Source organism: Streptomyces violaceorubidus (assembly GCF_000717995.1).
Lineage (GTDB): Bacteria > Actinomycetota > Actinomycetes > Streptomycetales > Streptomycetaceae > Streptomyces > Streptomyces violaceorubidus.
Window position 1 is genome coordinate 1 of sequence record NZ_JODM01000019.1, and the last position, 16,396, is coordinate 16,396.

Sequence of the window (16,396 nt, forward strand, 5' to 3'; positions counted from 1 at the left end):
CACCGAGATCTACACCTAAGCCTTCGTCGGCAGCGTCAGATGTGTATAAGAGACAGGTCCTTGAGCGTCACCGTCGTGTCGGTGCGGCGCAGGGCCAGTGCCGCGGTGACCAGGAGCGGGACGACGGCCATGCCGGCCAGCAGCAGGGCGGTGCGGTCGACCGGCAGGGCCACGTGGACGTCCGGCACCGGGCGGGTGGCCTGCGGGGTCAGTACGGTCAGCGGGATCACCGCCCGGGTCAGGACCGCGCCCAGGGCGGCGCCGGTCAGCAGGGCCAGGCCGGTCAGCACGGCCTGCTCGGCGGCGACCGCGCGGGCCAGTCGGCGGCGCGAGGCGCCCAGGGCGCGCAGTACGGAGAACTCGGTGCCGCGCTCGCGCAGCGACCCGGCGGCGCTCACCGCGAAGCCGACCGCGGCGAGTGCCGCCGCCACCAGGGTCGCCGCGGCGAACGCGGCGCCGGGGCCGGCGCCGAACGGGTCGTCACGCAGTTGCCCGGCGACCTCGTCGCGCACCAGGACCTGGGCCGGGGCGGTGTCCGGGAACGCCCGCAGGCCGGACGCCGCCCGGCCGGTTTGGCCCGGCGCGCTCCGCAGCCACCACTCGGTGGGCGCGACGGCGGCACCGTACTTGCCCTGCAACTGCCGGTTGACCGCCGGCAGGTCGACCAGCAGGGCGCCGCCGAACCGCGCCGACGGCGTCTCGGGGCCCGTGCCGGGCAGCTCGCGCACGGAGCGGACGATCCGCACCGGCACGTCGTGGCCGCCGATCAGCACCGTGACGCGCTGCCCGGTGCGGGCGCCCGAGGAGTCGAGGAAGCGGTCGGTGGCCACGCCCGTCACCTCGGCCGGCCCCGGCTGCGCGACCCGCAGCCGCACGGTGAGCGTGGTGATCTTCCAGGCGTCGGCCTCCGTGTGGCCCGTGGAGTACTCGACGGCGAGCGGACCGGAGCCGAGCACGCGCGGCTTGGAGGGTGCGGCGCCCGGGTTCGGCGGGGCCGGCGGCGGTGCCAGTTCCGAACCGGCCGTCCAGGCGTCCGGCAGCGGCACCCGGCGTACGCTCCCGTCGGCGCCCGTGGCCGTCACCTGCCGTACGGTCAGGCGGTGTTCCTCGCCCCGGCCGCCGGGCTGGACCACCGTGGACTCGACGCCGGTCAGGGTGAGCGGTCCGGCGGAGACGTCCAGGCCGAGGATGTGCTCCCGGCCGTCGGCGGCCAGCGAACCGGCCTCCAGCCGGTACGGGGTGCCCCAGCGGTCCTCGACGGTGACCGTCACGTCCGCCGACCGGGAGCCGTCCGGGGCCCGGCCGGCGCCCCGGACGTCCAGGGTCGCCGCCAGCGCGAGGCGGGCCGTGCCCGCCGGGATCCCCGCGCCCCGCGACGGGCCGCCGGGCGCCATCCCGGACAGCAGCGCCCGCGGCGACCGGTCGGCCAGGTCCGGCCGCATCAGCATCAGGTCCGCCGCGTGCGAGGTGTCCAGCGCGAGCACCGTCGCCGTCCGGTCGCCGGACAGGGAGATTTCGGACCGGGCCGCGGGGGCGACCTCCGCGACACCGGCCACGTCCGCGACCAGATCGGTGCGGCCCGGGCCCGGCGTGCCCGAGGCCTGCACCCGGATCGGTGCTCCGGTGCGGAAGTCGGCCTGGTCGTCCTGCGAACGGGACCACGAGGCGCCCTGCCCGATCGCCATCGTGCCCAGCGCCACGGCCAGCACCAGCAGCAGCACGGGACCCGCCCCGCGCATCGGACGGCGGCTCAGCTGCCAGCCCGCCAGCGCCGCCGCGAGCGAGCGCCCCCCGGCCGCCCGGCGCTCCGCGAGCCGCGCCACCAGCGGCAGCAGCCGCAGTGCCAGCACCGTCCCGGCCAGCAGCGCCAGCGTGGGCGTCGCCACGAACAGCGGGTCGACCCCCAGACTGCCCGCGGCGTCGGCGTCGGCGTCGGCGGTGCCCGTCCCGGTGGCGGAGGTCTGCTGGTCCAACTGCCAGTAGGCGATACCGGCGATCACCAGCAGGCCCACGTCCACGCCGCCCCGCAGCCGGCCCGGCAGCGCCCGGGGACGCACGCCGCCCGCCTCCGGCGCGAGGGTCAGCGCGGGCAGCGTCACGGCCAGCGTGCAGCCGAGGGCCGCGACCGCCGCGACCAGCCACACCGTGCCGCTGCCGCCGGCCGACGGCTCCCAGCCGAGCCCGATCCGGGCCAGCGCCCCCTGCCCGGCCAGCAGCCGGACCAGCGGCCCGGCCAGCAGCGGCGCGCAGACCAGCGCGGGCACGGCCAGCAGCAGCGCCTCCAGCGCGGACCCCGCCGCCAGCCGGGACCGGGAGGCGCCGCGCGCCCGCAGCAGCCGCAGCTCGCCCGCCCGCTCCACGCTCAGCAGCCGCGCCACCAGCAGCAGCGCGCCGCCCGCCAGCAGCACGAGCTGCGACGCGATGACCAGGAGGGTGGAACGGGAGACCTCCAGCGAACGGTCCAGGCGCTCCAGGATCGCGGGCAGTTCGGTGGTCGCCGCGGTGGTGCCGCTGAGCACCCGCTGCTCGCGCAGCCACGCCAGGCCGCCCCGGGCGGCGTCCCCGAGGTCCCGCGTCCCTCCGGTCGTCAGCGAGGAGTAGTCCGCCGTCACCAGCCACCCGGACGGTCCCGCGCTGACCCGGCCGCCGCTCAGCGTGCCGGGCGGGGCGAGCAGCGGCCCGTACGTCGTGAAGCCGCCCTGCTGGAGACCGCGCCCGGCCAGGTCGTCCAGGCGCCAGTACGGCGACCCGCTGTCGACCGGCCGGTACAGGCCGCTCACCACGATCTCGACGGCGGGACCGTCGAGCCGGTCGGTCAGGGTGAGCCGGTCGCCCGTGCCGAGGCCGACGCGCTCGGCGGCGGCCACCGGCACCGCCACCTCGACGGCGCCGTCGGTCTCCCCGCCCCCGCCCCCGCTCGCGGGCATCCGGCCCTCGTCGACGCGGACCTGCGTCGGGTCGAGCGCCGCGAAGTACGTCAGATCGGGGTCGCCGGACCGCTCGGTGGGCGGCCGCAGGGAGCGGGGCAGCGCGTACGGGCCCGAGCGCACCAGGGTCCGCACCGTACGCGGCAGTCCCTCGAAGGTCTTCGCGGCGCCCGCGCGCACGGTGGCGTCGGCGGCCGGCCGCTGCTCGGCGGGTACGGCCGCCTTCACGATCAGGGCGGCGTCGGCCCCGGTGCGGGGGTCGGCGAGGGCGTGCCGCAGGGCCGCGTCGCCGATGGCGCCCGAGTAGGCGGTCAGCGTGGCCAGCACGGTGGTGGTCAGCAGCACGGTGAGCAGGGCCGCCGCCAGCAGCAGGCGGTGCGCCCGCGCCCGCAGCAGCACGAACCCCACGAGCCCCCCGTACCCTGCCACCCGGCCCCCCGCCGCTGTTGTCCAGACCTCTCCGGGATGTTGTCAGAGGGAGAGGTGCGGAAGTAAGCGCTTGGGATGTGGACTTGACCGCATCGTGACCGGAATCCGGCGTCGGCTGACCGGAATGCGCCCGTCGGCGCACCTGGTCACTCGCCGCACCCGGTCACTTGGCGCACCCGATCACTCGCCGCACATGGTCACCCGGCGCGACCGGTCACCCGGCGGCGGGAGCGGGCCGGGTGCTGATCAGCCCTGGGTGTTGATCATCGAGGCCGCCGCGTACGTCAGGTACTTCCACAGCGTCTGCTCGTGCTCCTCGGACAGGCCCAGCTCGTCGAGCGCGACCCGCATGTGCTTCAGCCAGGCGTCGTGCGCGGCCCGGTCGACGGCGAAGGGCGCGTGCCGCATCCGCAGCCGCGGGTGACCCCGGTTGTCGCTGTACGTCGTCGGGCCGCCCCAGTACTGCATGAGGAACAGCGCGAAGCGGTCCTCGGCCGGACCCAGGTCCTCCTCGGGGTACATCGGCCGCAGGATCGGGTCCTCGGCGACCCCCTCGTAGAAACGGTGGACGAGCCGGCGGAAGGTCTCCTCCCCGCCGACCTGCTCGTAGAAGGTCTGCTCCTGAAGCGTGCCGCGCCGAATCTCATTCACGTCGTCCATGGTCTCAGACACGGGGACATAGGACTCAAGGCCCAGGACCGCCCCCGACCGCCCCGCCCGCCGTGCGCGCGGCCCGTACTGTGGAGGCATGGGCGGGCACGAGGACCTGGACAGCCTCGCCGCCTCCGCGCGGGCGGAGCTGGTGCGGGAGATCGAGCGCGCCTGGGCGGCCGACCCGGTGTGGCGGGAGGCGTTCCGGGAGGTCCCGCGCCACCTGTTCGTGCCGTACTACTACGTGGGCGTCCGGGGCGGTTACGAACGCCGGTGGGGCGAGGACCCCGACCCCGGCGCCCGCGCGCGCTGGGTGCGCGGCGCGTACGCCGACGCCCCGCTGGCGACCCGGCTGCGCGACGGCGAACTGCTCTCCTCCAGCAGCCAGCCCTCGCTGATGGCGATGATGCTGGTCGAGCTGGACGTGCGGGACGGCGACCGGGTCCTGGAGATCGGCGCCGGCACCGGCTACAACGCCGCCCTGCTCGCCCATCGCCTGGGCGACGACGACCTGGTCACCACCGTCGACCTGGAACCGGAGATCACCGAGTCGGCCCGCCGGCACCTGGACCGCGCCGGGTACCACCCGGCCGTCGTCACGGGCGACGGGGCCCGCGGCGTCCCCGAGCGCGCCCCCTACGACCGGATCCTCGCCACCTGCACGCTGCCCTCGGTGCCGCGCGCCTGGCTGGCCCAGTGCCGCCCCGGCGGCCGGATCCTGACCCCGCTGGCCACCGGGCTCGTCGTCCTCACCGTGCGCGACGCCGGGCACGCCGAGGGGCGCTTCCTGCACACGCCCGCGTACTTCGTGCCGCTGCGCGGCGCGGCCCGCGCCGAGCCCGAGACACCGGGACTGGGCGGCGTACCGCGCCGGGCCCGGGAGGACGACCTGTTCCGCTTCCTGCTGGCGCTGAGCCGGGGGCGGCTCGATCCGCAGGAGGCGTACGCGCTGTGGGACCGCGAGGACGCCCCGCGCCGCGAGCGCTACGGCATCACCGTCAGCGGCGAACGGGCCTGGGCGTGGCTGGACGACCCCGAGGGCCCCTACGCCTGGCCGTTCGCCTGACGGTGCGTGCAGGTGCGTGCCGGTCGGGCTATCCCCGGCGGATCGTGATCGTCGTCCAGGCGCCCACGTGCACCCGGTCGCCGTCCTGGAGCGGCACCGGCACGAAGGGCTGGATCGGCTCCTCGCCGCCGTTGACCGTGGTGCCGTTCGTCGAGTTCTGGTCGACGACCGCCCAGCTGCCGTCCGGCTGCTGCACCAGCACCGCGTGCTGGTGCGAGACGCCCGGGTCCTCCGGCGGCACGGCCAGGTCGATGTCCGGGGTGTCGCCGGTGGAGTGCCTCCGGCGGCCGATGGTGATCTGGTTGCCGGTGAGCGTGCGCTGCTGCTCGGGCGAGTACGCGGGCAGGTTCAGGCCCGCGGCCTCGGGGCCGGAGCGCTGCATCATCGCCATGAAGTACTCGCGGTCCGGACCGATCGTCGCCGACCAGGTCGTCGGCTGCTGGGGCTGCTGCGGCTGCTGCGGGAACCCCTGACCGGGGCCGGGCGGTGCCTGGGTGGCGCCGGGCTGCGGGTAGCCGTAGCCGCCCTGGGCCGGGCCCCGCCCGTTCGGCCCGCCGGGGCCCGCCGGGCCGCCGGGTCCACCGGGACCGGTGGACGACGGCGGGGAGAGTACCCAGTCGTCGTCACCGCCGCCGAAGGACGGGCCGCCCTGCCGCGGGCGGTTGGTCTCCTGCGGGAAGCCGGGAGGGGCCGGCGGACCGGACTGGAACCCCTGCGGAGCCCCACCGGGGCCGCCGGGGCCACCGGGCGCGGGCGGAACGGGCCCTGGCGGAGGCGGAACCGGACGCGACGGGTCGCCACCGAAACCGGGAGGGGCCGGGGGACCGGAGGGCCCGCCCTGGCCACCGGGGCTACCGGGGCCGTTCGGACCACCGGGTGCGTGCGGGTTGGCGGGCCCACCGGGCCCACCGGGGCCGCCAGGGCCGCCGGGCCCACCGAAGCCACCACCGGGCCCACCAGGCCCGCCGAAGCCGCCCGCGGGGCCACCCGGGCCACCGGGACCGCCACCCGGGCCACCGGGACCGCCACCCGGGCCACCGGGACCGCCACCGGGGCCACCAGGCCCGCGACCGGGACCGCCGGGACCCCCCGGCCCATTGGGGCTGTAGGGACCGTTGGGGCCGCCGGGACCGCCCGCGGGGCCACCCGGGCCGCCGGGACCGCCACGAGCGCCGCCGGGGCCACCACGGCCCGACGGGTCGGCGCCGAAGGGCGGCGGGCCCGGGGGGATCGGTTCCGCGGGACGGTTCATCTGGGACGGGCGGGAGCCCTGGTAGTCGTACGCGTCACCGCCGCCGTAGGACGGACCGCCCGGCGGCCGGAAGTGCGGCGCCGGGCCGCCGGAGGCCGGCGGGCGCGGGGCGGCCGGGGTGTACGAGGTGGCGGTGTTCGTCAGGAAGTTCCACCGGCACTCCTCGCAGAACGGCGCACCGCCCTCGCGCGGTGTGCGGCACTGCGGGCACAACTGCGGCTCGCCGCCCGGACCACCACCGGGACCGCCGCCCGGCCCGCCCTGCCCACCCGGACCGGCGGGCGGCGGGAAGCCGTAGCCGCCGCCGGGCGGTGGCGGCGGAGGGGGCGGCACGGCACCGGCCATGCGGTGACCGCAGACCTCGCACCAGTCGTCGGAACCCGACTGGTGTCCGTTCGGGCAGGTCGGCATGTCGGAGCTTCCCTCTCTTGCGGGCGTGTCGCGCGGTTGTTGTGCGTCACTTCTTCACACGAACAGTCTTCGTCGACCGGGTCTCGAGAGTCATCTCGTCGGCCTCCTCGACCTTCGCTTTCAGTCGCACAGTACCTGCCGCCGCGTCCACCACGTCCACCACCTTCGCGAGCAGTTTCGCCGTATCGGCGTTTCCGGAGGCTCCGGCGAGCTGAACGGCGCGGCCCAGTTTGGCCGTTGCGCCGTCGATGTCTCCCGCTTTGCGTAGATCCAGCCCTTGCTGGATGGCTTGGGCCAGTTCGGCCTGCCCCGTGTAGTGGGCGACTTGGGGGTTGATCGACGTGGACGCCGTCATGTCGTCCGTCCACACGGCCCGTACGAGACCCTGCGCGCCGAGGTTCCGGACGCTGCCCCCGGGCTCCGGGACGACCAGGGAGACGCGGGCGGCCAGCATCTCCTGACCGAGGCCGGCGGCCGGAACCTCCACGCAGACGTGGTAGTCACGGGACTCGTCGCCCCAGGAACCGGTGGGGTAGTCACCGGCCCGGGGTCCCGCCTCGGTTCGGCGGCCGGTCAGCTCCTCGACCGTCGGGGCGACCTGCTTGACGAACTTCACCGTGGTGCCGACCGGGGTCCACAGGCGCAGTGCGACGTCCGCGACCTCCTTGCCCATGGCCGTCTCCATCATCCGCGTGAAGTCGGCGGCCAGGCCGACCGGATCGGCGACGATGTCGGCGCTGCCGAGCAGAGCCGAGGCGATGCCTGTGACTTCTTTCACTTCCCAGTCGGTGCCCACGCCACGGGCGTCGCACGTGAAACGCCCGGCACAGGCGTCGAGCGCGGCCCTGAGGCCCTCGGGCGCCTCGTGCTCGTTGCGGCCGTCGGTGAGCAGGATGCCGTGCCGGATGGCGACGTCCGCGGTGGACAGCAGCCGGTCGGCCAGCCGCAGCCAGGTGCCGATGGCGGTGCCGCCGCCCGCAGCGAGGCCGCGCAGCGCCCGCTTGGCCTGGGCGCGGGTGGTGGCGTCGGCGACCGCGAGCCGCCCGCCGCCCGGGTAGACCTCCTTCGCCACGTGGGTGCCGCCGACCACGGCGAAGTGCACGCCGTCGCGCAGGGTGTCGATCGCGGCGGACGTGGCGTCGCGCGCGTTGCGCATCTTGGTCGGCGGGTAGTCCATCGAGCCCGAGCAGTCGACCATCAACGCCACGGCGGCGGACGGTCCCTGGCCGGGTGAGTACAGGTGGGGCGCGGCGACCGCGCTCCCGACCGTGCCGCCGCCGGTCGCGGTGACCGTGACGATGGCGTTGACCTCACGGCCGCCCTCGGGCAGGTACTCGTTCTGGTAGACGTCCACCGCGAACTGCGGCACGTTCGACTTCGAGAAATTGGCCATGCCGGGTCGCATCCCCCTCTACGTCCCCACAGCGGTGGGGCCTTGGCTCGCAGGCGCGGACCGCCCCCTGCGGTCCGCGAGGCCGCCCCTCCGCCCGTGTCCGCGCGGAGGTCTCAGGCCGATCCTGCCCCCTGCGGCGGGGCCGGGAACGGGAGGAGGGCCACTGTTACGTTGTCGTGGCCCCCGCCGTCCAGGGCGTGACCGACCAGAACGCGGGCGCCGTGCAGCGGGCGGACGGCGGCGTCCAGGGGCATGGCCTCGGCCATCTCCTCGGCGGACTCCGCGTAGTTCCACAGGCCGTCCGTGCAGACCACGACCACACCGGGGCGGTCGGGCTTGAAGGACGCGGTGTGCGGCTCCAGTTCGTAGGCGTCGGCGCCGAGCCAGCCGGTGATCGCGTGGGCGCGCTCGTCGGCGTAGGCCTCCGCCTCGCTCATCAGGCCGGCGGCGACCATCTGGGCGGCCCAGGAATCGTCCTCGGTGAGCCGGGCGGGCGGGGTGGCGCGGTCGGCGGGCACCCAGTAGACGCGGCTGTCGCCGACCCAGCCGACGACGAGCAGACCCGCGGTGACCACGGCGCCGACCAGGGTGCAGGCCGGCGCGTTCTGGTGCGGGGCCTGCTCGCGGGCGGTGGCGGGCTCCTCGGCCAGCGCGTTGACCGCCCGCGAGGCGGCGAGGATGGCGTCGTGCATGGCCTGCTGCGGGTGCGTGCCGCGCGGCAGGGCGCCCAGCAGCGACTCACCGGCCGCCCGGGAGGCGGCGAGGGAGGCGTCGTCGGGGCGGGTCGCGGAGGACACGCCGTCGCAGACGATCGCCACGGAGGCGGGGGCGCCGTCGGGCAGCACGGTGCAGCCCACCGAGAACGCGTCCTCGTTGCGGTGGTGGCGCAGCCCGCGGTCGCTGACGGCGGCGACGGGTCCCGACTCCTGCTCCATGTGGTCGCGTTCGCGGGGCTGGGCGTGTCCGCAGTTCTCGCAGTAGCCGTCGTCGTCGACCCGGCCCGCGCGGCAGGCGACGCACACCTTCTCGGCCGCGGGCGGTCCGGCCGGGGCGGGCCTGGGGGCGGCCTCGGCCCGCTCGGGGGCCGGTCCCTGCTCGGCGCTCAGCCGCGGGTCGGGCGCCTGCAAGGGGTACTCGTCGGGCTCGCCCGGCCGGTCGAACCGTACACCGGGCGCGGGGGGTTCGGCCGGGGCCGCCGGAATCGAGGCCGGAGCCGCCGGAGCCGAGGGCGGCGCCGCGGGCGGGGGCGGCGGCGGCAGCGGCGAGCCGCCCGAGTCGGTGCCCGGCAGTTCGGCCGCCGCGTGCACGGGGGCGGGGTGGCCGCGGCCGTCCGAGTCCCGGGCCACCGGCCAGTCCACGCCGTCCGGCGCGGGCGCCGCCCCGTTGACAGCGAGGATCGGGCTGTCCCCGGGCCGCGCGGGCACGACGGACAGGTCGTATCCGCACGCACCGCAGAAACGGTCACCCGACTCGAGGGGTTCCTCACAGCTCGGGCACTTCGACACAGCGGTCCGCTGTGGCATCTGCGACATCAACTACACCCACGTCCGGGGGCGGTAACGATTGGCACGTTCCACCAGGTCGATCCTCTCCTCGCCGCCCCGCGCCAGCCGGGCCAGCGTGCGGTACGAACGCTCCAGCCCGAAACGCAGGCCGCGTTCGTCCAGGCCGCTGCCGAGCAGCGTCCGTCCCCCGGCGGCGGGAGGGACGGAACCCCGACCTCCGGAGAGTACCCAGTCCAGCGCGCAACCGAGGACCTCGGCCGACAGCTGCTCGCGCCGCGCCGGATCCAGACCGTACACGTCCAGCGCCTCGACCTGCCGCGCGGCGGCCACCAGGTCGTCCAGGAACGCCAGATCGCCCGCGGCCGCGGTGCGTTGCCGCAGCCGCGCCCGCACGGCCGCCACCCGCGCCGCGGTGCAGTGCACGGACGACTCCGGCACGGACTCCAACGTCCGTACGGCACCGGCCCGGTCGCCGGAGGCCAGCTGCACCCGGGCCAGACCGAACGCCGCGCTGACGTGGCTCGGGTCGGAGGACCACACCAGCCGGTAGTACTCGGCGGCGTTGTCGAGCTGCCCCAGCACCTCCGCGCACAGGCCGAGCGCCAACTTGGGCGCGATCTCGCCGGGGAAGGCGTCGTAGACCGCGTCGAAGGCCAGCGCGGCGTCCTCGTGGGCGCCGGTCACCAGCGCGGCGAGACCGCGGTACCAGACCACCCGCCAGTCGTCGGGGCGCTCACCCTCCAAGGCCTCCAGCGCCTCCAGCGCGCCGGACGCGTCGCCGTTCTCCAGCCGGGCCCGGATCTGCCGCAGCCGGGTCTCGGTCGACGGCGCCGGGGCCGCGGCCAGCGCGGTCAGCAGCTCGGCCGGCGCGGACGCCATGAGGCCCGCCAGGAAGCCCGCGTTGGGGTCACCGGCGTCGACCCGGGGGACGGGCAGCGCGAGCGAGGCGGTGGGCGCGTCGGGGTCCTTGACCAGGCCGACGGCCCCGGTGCCGAGACCGCCGACCGAGCTGACCGCACCCGGCAGCGAGGCGCTCGCGCCCCCGGACGCGGCCACCGGCGCGCCCACCGCCCCCGTACCCGCCCCGACCGGCGGGGCGTGCGCGACGGTCCCGCCCGGCGCACCCACCGCCGGACCGGACCCGCCCGGCAGCGCGGGCGCGGGGGTCGCACCGCCCGGCGGGGACGCCCCCCAGCCGCCCCGGCGTCCGCCCGGACCCGGCAGCCTGGCCCCCAGCCGCGACACCTCGCCGTCCAGGCGCGGGAACAACTCCGTGTCCGTGACCCGGAGCTCGGGCCCGAACAGGGTGGAGACGGCGGGCCTGGCACGGCCCGTCCGGAGCGAGACCACCTCGCGCAGCACGCCCGTCAGCTGCTCGGCCATCTCCTGCGCGGAGGCGAACCTGCGGGCCGGATCCGGGTCGGTGGCCCGCACCAGCAGCCGGTAGAACGACTCGTACTGCCGGAAGACCTCGATGCTGTCGGGGTCGGGCAGCGAGTCCGCGTAGACGGTCGTGTACCCCTGGAAGTCGAACGACAGCACGGCGAGGGTCCGCCCCACCGTGTACAGGTCGGACGCCGCCGACGGGCCGACGTCGGCGACCTCCGGGGCCTGGTAGCCCACCGTGCCGTAGATGGCCGACTCGTCGTCGTCCATGCGGCGCACCGCGCCCATGTCTATGAGCTTGAGCTGGTCCTCGGTCTGGAGGGCGTTGTCGACCTTGAAGTCGCAGTACAGCAGCTTGCGGCTGTGCAGGTGGCCGAGCGCCTCCAGCGCCTCGATGCCGTACGCGCAGGCCTGCTCGACCGGCAGCGGGTCGCGCCGGCCCTGCGGGGAGCGCCGGGCGTTGGCGATCTCCTTGAGCGACTTGCCGCCGACGTACTCCATGACGATGTAGCCGTCGAGGGAGCCGGTGCGCTGGTCGAGGTGCTCGACGAAGTTGTAGATCCGCACGATGTTGGCGTGCTCGATCTCGGCGAGGAAGCGCCGCTCGGAGATCGCCGCCGCCATCGCGTCCTGGTCGCCGGTGTCCAGCAGGCCCTTGAGGACCACCCAGCGGTCGGAGACGGCCTTGTCCACGGCGAGGTAGATCCAGCCGAGCCCGCCGTGCGCGAGGCAGCCCACCACCTCGTACTGGCCGTGCACCACGTCCCCGGCCTTCAGCTTGGGCACGAACGAGTACGGGTGCCCGCACTTGGTGCAGAAGCCCTCCGTGCGGCCCGGCCGCTCGCCGCGCGCCCGCCCGACCGGCGCCCCGCAGTCCGAGCGGGAGCAGAACCGCTTGCGCTCGGGCACCTCCGGGTGGTCCATGACCATCTCGCGCGGGTCGGGCCGCGGCACCGCCGGCACCTCGACGAGCCCGACGCCGAGCCGTCCGCGCCCGGTGGAACCCGCGCCCGAACCGGAGCTGCGCACCGACACCGAACGCCCCGTGGAGCGGCCCGACAGCGCCCGGGAGAGCCGGCCGGACACCGAGCGCCGGGACTTCGACGAGCGCGACGACTGGGACGACGTGCGCGCACTGCGGGCGCTGGAGCTGCCGCTGCCCGACGAACCGCGCGAGCCCCCGCCCCCGCCCCCGCCCCCGGCGACACCGGTCGGCGCCGAGGCGAGTGCGCCGCCCGCCGCGACGACCGGCGCGAGACCGCACGTGTCGCAGTACAGCTCGCCGCCGCCCATGTCCTCGTAGGTCCCGCCGCAGCCGGGACGCTGACACGTCCGCCCTGCCTCACTCATGGCGCTGCACCCCCTTCTCGCTCGTGCGCGGGCCGCCCCGGACGCGGGCCGCCCGTCACGCGCCCGGCCCCGTCCGGTCCACCGGACCGCCCTGGCCGGGCACGCGCCGTGTGGCGCCGAGCAGTTCGGCCGCCGCGTGCTGGTAGCGCAGCACGGCCTGCTCGGCGACCCGCAGGTCGCAGGGCGCGCTCCACAGCATGCGGCGCGCCTTCTCGTACTTTTCGGCCAGCTCGGGGTCCTCGGCGTGGCCCAGCCGGGCCATCTTCGCCTTGTAGGCGTCGAGCCGGCCGCGCAGCTCGGCGCGGACCGCGAGCGGCGCGGTGACCGCGGTCAACGACTCCCGGGCCCGCAGCAGTTCGTCCTCCGCCTTCTCCTCCAGGGACTCCAGGAGCGGCGACAGCCGGTGCCACTGGGCGTGCCTGCGGTACTCGGCCGCCGCCGCGAGCTGCTCCTGGAGCACGATCGGCGGCCCGCCGACCACCGGCACCTCCGTCGCGGCGATCTTCGCCAGCACCTCGCCCCGCGCGGTACGGGCCTCGGCCAGCGTGCGGTCCGCGCGCGAGAGCACGTCCCGCAGCCGCACGATCCGCTGCTCGGCGTCCTGGCGCACGGCCAGCACCGCGTCGATCTCGCGGCGCACCTCCTCCAGGGCGCGCGCCTCCCGGTCGTACACCGTGGTGTCGGGACGGCCGCCGCCCGGTGCCGAACTGCCCCGGGCGGGCGTCCAGAAGGCCAGCGGGTCGGAGATCACCTGTTCCCGCAGCCGGGTCAGGGTGCGGGTGATCCGCTCCAGGTCGTCCCCGGCCGGGTGCTCGCCGGGGCGCACGCCCACGGAGTGGGCCAGCTTGCGGGTGCGCCCCAGCTCGGCGGCGAGCAGATCGATCCGGGCGGGCAGCGCCGACCACACGGCGTCGGCGGCGACCACCATGTCCAGGGAGGTCGCGTAGAGCTCGTTCATCCGTGCCACCAGCGTCACCAGCGAGTACCGCTCGCTGAGCCGGCCCGGACCGCCGTGCGCGGTGGGCGCGTTGGCGGTGACGGCGGCGCCGCCGGACACCGTGACGGCCTCGCCGCGCAGCAGCTCCGTCAGCTCCGCCAGGTCCTCGCGGCTGGACCAGCGGCGCCGGGAGCGGATCTCCCGTGCGGTGCGCAGCGCGCCCGTGTACGCGTCGAAGTAGGCCCACAGCAGCGTGATCGACGCCTCCGCGGCACTCCAGCGCTCGGCGGTGACGCCGGTGAGCTCGGCGCCTTCGAGGAGTCTGCGGCCCGCGTGGTCCTGGAGGGCGAGGAGCGAGGTCTCGATCGCCTCGTGCTCCGCGCCGAGCCGCGCCAGCGCACGGTCCACCTCGTCCCGGTCCATCACCGGCCCGGTGGGTCCCGTGTCGCCCATCGATCACCTCTCGCCGTAGGGACTTGTATGTGCTGTGCCGTGCTGTGCCGTGCTGTGCTGTGCCGTGCCGTGCCGTGCCGTGCCTGTGCTCTGTCGTCGCCTGCGCCGCCGCCGGTCAGCTCCCGCGCAGGTACCGCGGGGCCGGCGGCAGCGACTTCGCCGCGCCGCCCATCGTCTCCGACAGCCACTCCTCGTACGAGTGCTGCCACCCGCCCGCCCGGTCCGCGCGCCACTCCTCGAGGACCCGGTTGACCCGGCGTACCAGATCGTCGGCGTCCTTCTTCATCGCCACGCCGTAGTACTCGGTGGTGAAGGCGTCGCCCTTCAGCTCGACCGTCGGGTCCTGCGCGGCCTGGCTCGCGGCCAGGGCGCCGTCGGTGACGACCGCGTCCACCTCGCCGAGCTGGAGCCGCACCAGGCAGTCCAGTTGGTTGGGCACGGTGGTGCGCAGGTCGGCGTCGGCGGCGAGCCTGCCGTCCTTCTGGTCCTGCTCCAGGGTGCTCAGCGCCGTCGAACCCGCCGCCGTGCAGATCTCCTTGCCGGACAGCGTGCCGTCGTAGCCGGTGATCTTCGAGGACTTGGGCGCCAGTACCTGCTGACCGGTCCTGAAGTAGGGGGCGGAGAACGCGACGTCCTCCAGCCGGTCGCAGTTGATGGTCATCGTGCGGACCACCATGTCGACCCGGCCGTCCTGGATCGCGGGGATGCGCTGGTCGGTGGGTATCGCCTTGAACTGCACGGCGTCCTCGTCGCCGAGGAGGTCCTTCGCGATCCGGTGCGCCAGGTCGATGTCAAAGCCCTCCAGTTCGGCGTCGCCGCCGCTGTTCGGGTCGCGGTAGCCCCAGCGGTAGCTGTTCTGGTCGACGCCGACGACCAGCTTGCGCTTCTCGCCCTCGCGGGCGCGGATCGCGTCGATGGCGGGCCCGTCGTCCCCGGACGGGGCGAGGGTCTGCTTCTCCGGGTCCGCGCACTCCCGCGCGGCCCGCGCCTGGTTGCCGTGGGCGACACCGTGGCCGTCGTCGTCCGCACCGCCGCCCCCGCCCGTGCCGTGCCAGGGGACCATCGGCAGGAGCAGGGCCGCCAATACCGCGAGGACGCAGGCGAAGGCCATCGTCCCCACGCCGCCCCAGCCCTTCAGGCCGGTCCGCAACCGTCCCGCACGCATCCTCACGCCCTCTTTCCCGGGTCCTGCCTTGACGGGCTTCACGGGCTTCACGGGCACCCCTTCCCACCGGCCCGCCGGGCCCGCGCCCCGGCTCACCGGTACTCCGACAGCCTGCGGCCGATGCCTGTCAGCGCGCCGGCCGCGCCCAGCCCGGCGAGCACGCCCGCGCCCTGCGGCAGGTAGCCCATCGCGTCCAGGCCGTCGCCCGCGGCCTGCTCGAACTCCGCCTTCTCGTGCTTCAGCGCGGTGGCGAGCGCGGCGTCGACGCCGTCGAAGCACTCCACCGTGGCGCCGTCGCCGCCGATCACCAGGTCAAGTGCCTGCCGGTAGTTGCCGTTCTCGTCCTGCGTGCGGGCCGAGGCGTGGCGCTTCTTCCACTCCGCCATGTCGCCGTTCGCCGTGTCGACCGGCTGTGCGCCCGCCTTGTCGTCGGCGAGCCGCCCCGCCTCGGCCAGCGCCCGGCCGAGGCCGTCCATGCTCTTGCCGAAGGCCAGGTCGTAGGAGTCGTACGTCGTGTCGCCCACCTTCGTCGTCTCCGCGCCGCGGGAGACCAGGGTCAGGTTCTCGTTGCCCCTGGCCTTGAGGGAGGCGATGCGGGCCTCGTTCAGCGCGTTGAGGGAGCGTACGCCGTGCTCGTAGGAGTCGGTCAGGTTCGACCGCGCGACGCTGTGGCCGACGACCAGCCAGAGCAGCACCACCGCGGAGGCGGCGGTCGCCGCGACCAGGCCCTGGTTCAGGACCCGGTTGGTGAGCCGGTAGTTGCGGTGCTGGGCCCAGGCCAGCGCGGCGAGCAGGACGACGCCGAGGGCGATCGCCGCCCAGGGGTAGGGCTTTGCGTCGCCGTAGTCGGCGCCCAACCGCTGGTTCTCCTTCTTGTAGAGGTCCTCCGCCGCCGGGAGCATCTCCTTCTGCATCTTCTCGTTGGCGTAGCGCAGATAGGCGCCGCCGACCGGGAAGCCCTGCCGGTTGTAGGTGCGGGCCCGCTCGACCAGGCCCTTGTACTCGGGAAGCAGGCGGTTGAGCTTCGCGATGGTCGCCGCCGCAGGGGACTTCGGCTCGGAGTTGGCGGCGGCCGTCACCAGCCCTTCGGCGGCGGCCCGGATCCCGGTGTCGTAGCGGGTGCGGGAGTCCTCCGTCTCCTGGCCGCCGGCCAGGAAGCCGCTGGAGGCCGCCGTGTTGGCCTCGGCGAGCGAGCGGTAGATGTCGGCCGCGGCGGAGCTGAGCGGCTGGCTGCGGGTGAGCACGTCGTCGGCGGCCGCGGCCCGCTCGTTCATCTGCCAGGCGGTGACGGTGCCGAAGGCGACGACGAGCACGGCGAGCACCGCGCCGATGATGCGCAGCCGCCCGGGTTCGGTGACCGCGGCCGCGCGCAGCCGGTCCACGCCCTCGGCGAAGGCGGTACGACGCGGCGCCGTGTCCGGCGGCGGTGCCGTGCCGCCCCTCGGCGGTTGAGTCACTGCTGACCTCCCCC

The 16,396-nt window shown here is 75.6% G+C and carries 11 protein-coding genes; 2 read left to right on the top strand and 9 right to left on the bottom strand.

Annotated elements, in window-relative coordinates; genetic code table 11:
• Positions 1-35: 35 nt before the first annotated feature.
• Together IE94_RS0121495 and IE94_RS0121500 are read right to left on the bottom strand one after the other, a co-directional pair.
• Entirely contained in the window at positions 36-3,356 is a 3,321-nt protein-coding gene (locus tag IE94_RS0121495; RefSeq protein WP_037923212.1) for an FtsX-like permease family protein, read from the bottom strand.
• A 246-nt stretch (positions 3,357-3,602) separates the two neighbouring features.
• Positions 3,603-4,016: a globin gene (locus tag IE94_RS0121500; RefSeq protein ID WP_030186770.1), complete on the bottom strand. Its 414-nt coding sequence runs from the start codon at positions 4,014-4,016 to the stop codon at positions 3,603-3,605.
• An 88-nt stretch (positions 4,017-4,104) separates the two neighbouring features.
• Here IE94_RS0121500 and IE94_RS0121505 point away from each other — a divergent pair, with 88 nt between their 5' ends.
• Positions 4,105-5,073 (top strand): methyltransferase domain-containing protein, encoded by a 969-nt coding sequence (locus IE94_RS0121505; RefSeq protein ID WP_030186771.1) that lies wholly within the window; start codon positions 4,105-4,107, stop codon positions 5,071-5,073.
• 28 nt (positions 5,074-5,101) lie between these two features.
• On the opposite strand, the gene IE94_RS35890 is transcribed toward IE94_RS0121505, so the two are convergent.
• The 4 genes from IE94_RS35890 to IE94_RS0121525 form a co-directional block, all read right to left on the bottom strand.
• On the bottom strand, positions 5,102-6,736 hold the full coding sequence (locus IE94_RS35890) for an FHA domain-containing protein (protein ID WP_037923215.1): 1,635 nt from the start codon (positions 6,734-6,736) through the stop codon (positions 5,102-5,104).
• Positions 6,737-6,782: 46 nt separating this feature from the next.
• Positions 6,783-8,129, bottom strand: a complete 1,347-nt coding sequence (locus tag IE94_RS0121515; RefSeq protein WP_030186775.1) for a vWA domain-containing protein — start codon at positions 8,127-8,129, stop codon at positions 6,783-6,785.
• Between the two features lie 113 nt (positions 8,130-8,242).
• The gene (locus IE94_RS0121520) at positions 8,243-9,661 is read right to left on the bottom strand and encodes a PP2C family protein-serine/threonine phosphatase (protein ID WP_030186776.1); all 1,419 of its coding nucleotides are present in this window, start codon (positions 9,659-9,661) and stop codon (positions 8,243-8,245) included.
• Between the two features lie 3 nt (positions 9,662-9,664).
• The gene (locus tag IE94_RS0121525; protein ID WP_425337977.1) at positions 9,665-11,974 is read right to left on the bottom strand and encodes a serine/threonine-protein kinase; all 2,310 of its coding nucleotides are present in this window, start codon (positions 11,972-11,974) and stop codon (positions 9,665-9,667) included.
• Here IE94_RS0121525 and IE94_RS41910 point away from each other — a divergent pair.
• Entirely contained in the window at positions 11,943-12,323 is a 381-nt protein-coding gene (locus tag IE94_RS41910) for a hypothetical protein (RefSeq protein ID WP_425337978.1), read from the top strand. The genes IE94_RS0121525 and IE94_RS41910 overlap by 32 nt on opposite strands.
• Before the next feature lie 102 nt (positions 12,324-12,425).
• Here the strand turns inward: IE94_RS41910 and IE94_RS0121530 are convergent, their stop codons facing one another.
• The 3 genes from IE94_RS0121530 to IE94_RS0121540 form a co-directional block, all read right to left on the bottom strand.
• Complete coding sequence (locus tag IE94_RS0121530) at positions 12,426-13,760, bottom strand: coiled-coil domain-containing protein (RefSeq protein ID WP_030186779.1); 1,335 nt, start codon at positions 13,758-13,760, stop codon at positions 12,426-12,428.
• A 115-nt stretch (positions 13,761-13,875) separates the two neighbouring features.
• Positions 13,876-14,925, bottom strand: a complete 1,050-nt coding sequence (locus tag IE94_RS0121535) for a glutamate ABC transporter substrate-binding protein (RefSeq protein ID WP_030186781.1) — start codon at positions 14,923-14,925, stop codon at positions 13,876-13,878.
• Between the two features lie 92 nt (positions 14,926-15,017).
• Positions 15,018-16,382: a hypothetical protein gene (locus IE94_RS0121540; protein WP_030186784.1), complete on the bottom strand. Its 1,365-nt coding sequence runs from the start codon at positions 16,380-16,382 to the stop codon at positions 15,018-15,020.
• Positions 16,383-16,396 lie beyond the last annotated feature (14 nt).

Coding starts and splice junctions, on each gene's coding strand:
- IE94_RS0121500 (WP_030186770.1), bottom strand. CDS start 4,016: ATGGACGACGTGAATGAGATTCGGCGCGGCACGCTTCAGGAGCAGACC.
- IE94_RS0121505 (WP_030186771.1), top strand. CDS start 4,105: ATGGGCGGGCACGAGGACCTGGACAGCCTCGCCGCCTCCGCGCGGGCG.
- IE94_RS35890 (WP_037923215.1), bottom strand. CDS start 6,736: ATGCCGACCTGCCCGAACGGACACCAGTCGGGTTCCGACGACTGGTGC.
- IE94_RS0121515 (WP_030186775.1), bottom strand. CDS start 8,129: ATGGCCAATTTCTCGAAGTCGAACGTGCCGCAGTTCGCGGTGGACGTC.
- IE94_RS0121520 (WP_030186776.1), bottom strand. CDS start 9,661: ATGTCGCAGATGCCACAGCGGACCGCTGTGTCGAAGTGCCCGAGCTGT.
- IE94_RS41910 (WP_425337978.1), top strand. CDS start 11,943: ATGACCATCTCGCGCGGGTCGGGCCGCGGCACCGCCGGCACCTCGACG.
- IE94_RS0121530 (WP_030186779.1), bottom strand. CDS start 13,760: ATGGGCGACACGGGACCCACCGGGCCGGTGATGGACCGGGACGAGGTG.
- IE94_RS0121535 (WP_030186781.1), bottom strand. CDS start 14,925: ATGCGTGCGGGACGGTTGCGGACCGGCCTGAAGGGCTGGGGCGGCGTG.